The 4,196-nt window shown below is 62.7% G+C and carries 3 protein-coding genes and 1 pseudogene; 3 read left to right on the top strand and 1 reads right to left on the bottom strand.

Annotation, left to right across the window (positions count from 1 at the left end; translation table 11 throughout):
• Nucleotides 1-230 precede the first annotated feature (230 nt).
• The 3 genes from DR046_RS22640 to DR046_RS22630 all read left to right on the top strand — a co-directional run bounded on the left by DR046_RS22640 (nucleotide 231) and on the right by DR046_RS22630 (nucleotide 3,792).
• On the top strand, nucleotides 231-866 hold the full coding sequence (locus DR046_RS22640) for a GAF domain-containing protein (protein ID WP_115384600.1): 636 nt from the start codon (nucleotides 231-233) through the stop codon (nucleotides 864-866).
• Nucleotides 867-1,328 carry a sensor histidine kinase gene (locus tag DR046_RS22635; protein WP_115384599.1) on the top strand — a complete coding sequence of 154 codons (462 nt, stop codon included), beginning with the start codon at nucleotides 867-869 and terminating at the stop codon, nucleotides 1,326-1,328.
• 397 nt (nucleotides 1,329-1,725) lie between these two features.
• Nucleotides 1,726-3,792, top strand: coding sequence for a calcium-binding protein (locus DR046_RS22630; protein ID WP_115384598.1), 2,067 nt, complete (start codon nucleotides 1,726-1,728; stop codon nucleotides 3,790-3,792).
• 99 nt (nucleotides 3,793-3,891) lie between these two features.
• Here the strand turns inward: DR046_RS22630 and DR046_RS23880 are convergent.
• Nucleotides 3,892-4,074: pseudogene (locus tag DR046_RS23880) on the bottom strand (IS5/IS1182 family transposase); the annotation flags it as partial.
• Nucleotides 4,075-4,196: the final 122 nt, after the last annotated feature.

Genomic DNA, 4,196 nt, shown 5'->3' with positions numbered 1-4,196 from the left:
CACCCCATCGTAGTCTCGTCCATGGCGTGGTCTCCACGGCGGCGGCAACCGCCGTTCTGCGTTGGTTTCAAACCCGGAGACTACGCCAACCTCAAATCTCCACCACCTTCACGACAGCACCGCTGCCCCGCTTGAAGCCGAGTTCCTCGGACAGGACCTTCGGCTCAGCTTGTCACGATCACACGGGGACATATGATGGTACGAGGATTGCCGGCGGGATCTACACGAGCATGAAGGCGAAAACCCATCCCCTGGAGCCGGAGCGGCTGCAGGCTCTTCACTTCTACGACGTTCTCGACACTGATCGCGAGGCAGAGTTCGATGACGTGGTGCAACTTGCGGCCCGTCTCTGCAATACTGAGATCGCTGTGATCAACCTGATCGACGCTGAGCGGCAGTGGTTCAAGGCAGAAGTCGGTCTTGGTGTTCGGGAGACTCCACTGGATACGTCTCTCTGCGCGCACGTGATCCTGACGGAAGAGTTTGTAGAGATCCCCGATACGCTCCAGGATCCCCGCATGAGTGACAACCCGCTCTGCCGTGGCGATGACGGCTTGCGCTTCTATGCAGGCGCGCTCTTGATGTCCGACGGCGGTCTTCCGATCGGCACGCTCTGCGTTCTGGATCGCTCGCCGCGCACACTGACAACGCTACAGCATGACGCGCTCCGGGTACTTGCGCAGCAGGTCATCAATCAGCTGAACCTGAGACGCGCTCTCAGATCGGCCGATGTCCTGAGGCAGGAGGTCGATCATCGGGTCAAGAATTCGTTCCAGTTGGCCGCGTCAATGGTGCGCCTGCAAGCTTCGGCCACGTCCTCCGAGGAGGCCAAGGCGGCGCTCGATGTGGTACGCGGCCGCATATAGATGCTCGCGGCGCTGCACGAGCAGCTCTACAGCACCGACGAAGGCGACCGCGTAGACCTTGCGCGCTACGTAAAGAAGGTCACTGGCTTCATTGCAAAGACAAGACCTTCCCATGTGGAGATCAGGGCCGAATCCGACACCGTTCATGTGTCCTCGCAACAGGCCGCGTCGATCGGTATCATACTCAACGAATTTGCAACTAATTCCTTCAAACATGCATTTCCGGAGGATCGGCCGGGCCTCGTCAGCTTCACGATCCGGCGCCTTACCGCGGCCGGTGAAGTAGAACTCGTCTGCGAAGATGACGGCATTGGGATGAATGGAAAGACCTCGGTTGCGGCCGGTGGTCTGGGCATGAAGATCGCGGAAGCTGTCAGCACACAAGTCGGCGGTGTGTTGAGTTTGGGAAATGGTGCGCAGGGGGTGCGTCTTTCTCTCCGGTTCTCCGTCGCCGGGACGTGACCGAGCGAGTGATCGTACCGGGAGCAGCTTTCGCTGCCAGTGCCTCTTGTCGATCAGCCGCTCGCATACGGCCTTGGGACCTCGACCAAACTGCAGATCGATCGGTCAGGCGTTGTGGGTGCAATCTTGGCGCCAGTGTCCGAGGATGATGGCGCGATTGAATAGTGTTGGGGGCCGCAAGGGAGTCTGATCTGGCCCCCCTATGGCGCGACCGCTCTGACAGCCTTTGGCGGCGATGGCCCGTCCCGCGTAAAATCGCTTTGTCGCGTCGTAGGGCGTGGAGTAGCCTCTTTTCATTGCCCGGTCGAGCCATTTGGGATTTGCCCGCCTGAGACACGGGCGTGACAAGCGCAGTGCGTCTGGAGTTGGGGCACTTGGTGCATGAGGGGAACATTCCATGGTTGAGTTGACTGAGCAATCCGACCAGCACACAGGCACCCCCGAAGACGATCTCGTCGAGGGCCTGACGGGATCGGACGTAATCTATGGCCGGGACGGGAACGACACGCTGATCGGTGGCGCGGACGAGGACATCCTCTGTGGCGAGACCGGGAATGACTCGATTCTCGGTGATCAGGGAACCGACGACTTGTTCGGAGGCGAGGGTGATGACACGCTCGAGTCGGGCGCCGCAGATTCCTTCGGGGGTGCTGACGAGCTTTTTGGCGAGGCAGGCAACGATGTACTTATCGGCGGAATCTACGCCCGGCTGTATGGTGGAGACGGCAGCGATAGCCTAACCGGCGGGGCGCGAGCGGAGGGTGGCCTCGGTGCCGACGCGATAACGGCTGGTCCCACCGGGACCAGCACCACCACGACCGCACTCTCCCATTCGTCGGATGCGGCGGTGCGGATCGACCCCACGGCGAATGCCGCTAGCGATGGACATGCCAGCGGAGACGTTCTTATCGGCGTCGACAACTTGGACGGCAGCGATTTTGGCGATCTTCTGCGCGGTAACGGCGCACGCAACAGTCTCCACGGCCGTGGCGGCAACGACACGATCGAAGGCATGGACGAAAGTGACTTTCTCTTTGGCGGCGACGGCAGCGACCTCATCGAAGGCGGGGCGGGCGACGATATTGTCACAGGTGGTCCGGGCGCCGACACGCTGCGCGGTGGAGAGGGCAACGACAGGCTCGACTACTCTGGAGGCAGCGACGTGGCCGTGACAGTGGACCTTGAAACCGGCTTGGTTTCGGGCGGCGATGCCGAGGGCGACGTGATATCGAGTTTCACCGATGTTGATGGCACGAATGGCAGCGACTGGCTGATTGGAGACGCCCAGGGCAATTACCTACGTGGCTGGGGAGGTGCCGACACGCTCGAAGGCGGGGCGGGCGACGACACGATCAGCAGCTCCGACGGGAGCGTATTCGATCCCGACCCGCGCTCCGACGTGATGCGCGGTTGCGAGGGGGACGACCTTTTCTTCGTGGATACAGGCGGCGACATTGTCGATGGCGGGCTGGGATTCGATACCGTCTCGGTCGCCATTCGCTCTGCTGACCTGGAGGAGGGAGAGCAGGTCGTAATCCGCTTGGATGATCAACCGAGCAGGGGTGGAGAGGCTGAAGGAGATCTCTACAGGAGCGTCGAAGGCTTTCTGGCTTCTTTCACCGATGCTAGCCTGACTGTGTTCGGTGGTGCAGCTAACGAGGGTATCTGGATCGGCGGTGGCGATGACACGGTTTTCGGCGGTGACGGCAACGCCACGATCGACGCCGAGGATGGCGCCAACGAGGTGGATGGCGGGGCGGGCATCGACACCGCGCGGATCTTCCTGGCCTCACGTGACGACCTGACCGTCTCCGGCAGCGTCGAGCGGCTGATCGTCGAGCGCGACGGGGTCGAGAGCATCTATTCGAGTGTCGAGATCTTCGACCTGAGCGGCGGCGACTTCAGCGCCGCGCGCCTGCTCGAGGGCGGCCCGGCCGACAACCCGCGCGACCCGTCGGAGGCCGACGACGTCATCCGTGGCACCGACGGCGCGGACCGCAACCTGCGCGGCACCGCCGAGCCCGACGTGATTGAGGCTCTGGCCGGCAACGACCGGGCCTTCGCGGGCGGCGGTGACGACACGGTCTCAGGCGGCGAGGGCAACGACCTGCTGCGCGGCGAAGTTAACGACGATGTGCTGCGCGGGGATGCCGGGGACGACCGCCTGACCGGCGATGCGGGCGCCGACCTGCTTGAAGGCGGCGCGGGCGACGACACGGTGACGGGGGGCGACGGGGCAGACACATTCCTCTTCGCCGGCGCGCGGGGCGACAACGTCATCACCGGCTTCGAGGAGGGCGACACGCTGCTTCTCGACGTGCCAGAGGGGATTGGGCCGCAAGACCTGCTGCCCTTCGTCTCGGTAACTAGTGACGGCGTCCTGCTGGAGGCGGGCGGTTTCTCGCTGCTGCTTGAAGGCATAATCGGCCTGCGTGGGTTGGCCGATGACGTGGAGCTGATTTGAGCCGGGGCCGCCGGGCGCCACTCGCGACAGATAGTTCTGTGGTGCGGCGCTGTTGCACGAAGCAATTGACGGTCGGAGGTCCCCTTTCCCCGTTTGGGGTCAGCTTATGAGCTTCGTGACGGGGATGCCGAGTGCAGTGAAACGGTTGAGGATGGCGATGCGGACTTGGAGTTCGGGCGTCTGACGGTCGAAGCTGCGGGCAGCGAGTTTCTGACCGAGTAGCTTCATGCAGTTCATCTTGGTTTCGACGCAACTGCGGCGGTGGCAGGCGCTCCAGCGACGCTAAAGCGGTTTGCTTCTGATCTGAATCGTTGAGGATTCCCTTGGGATCATCGGTCTGCTTCACTTTGGGAAGGAGGTGGACGGATGGGCAACCCCTACTCGATGGACCTTCGCGAACGGAT

The organism is Jannaschia formosa (assembly GCF_003340555.1).
Taxonomy (GTDB): domain Bacteria; phylum Pseudomonadota; class Alphaproteobacteria; order Rhodobacterales; family Rhodobacteraceae; genus Jannaschia; species Jannaschia formosa.
The sequence above is the reverse complement of the archived record's forward strand: the minus strand, read 5'-3'. Positions and strand labels throughout refer to the sequence as shown.

Bases quoted from the DNA above. Each gene is read 5' to 3' on its own strand.
- DR046_RS22630 (WP_115384598.1), top strand. From the start codon at position 1,726: ATGGTTGAGTTGACTGAGCAATCCGACCAGCACACAGGCACCCCCGAA.
- DR046_RS22640 (WP_115384600.1), top strand. From the start codon at position 231: ATGAAGGCGAAAACCCATCCCCTGGAGCCGGAGCGGCTGCAGGCTCTT.
- DR046_RS22635 (WP_115384599.1), top strand. From the start codon at position 867: ATGCTCGCGGCGCTGCACGAGCAGCTCTACAGCACCGACGAAGGCGAC.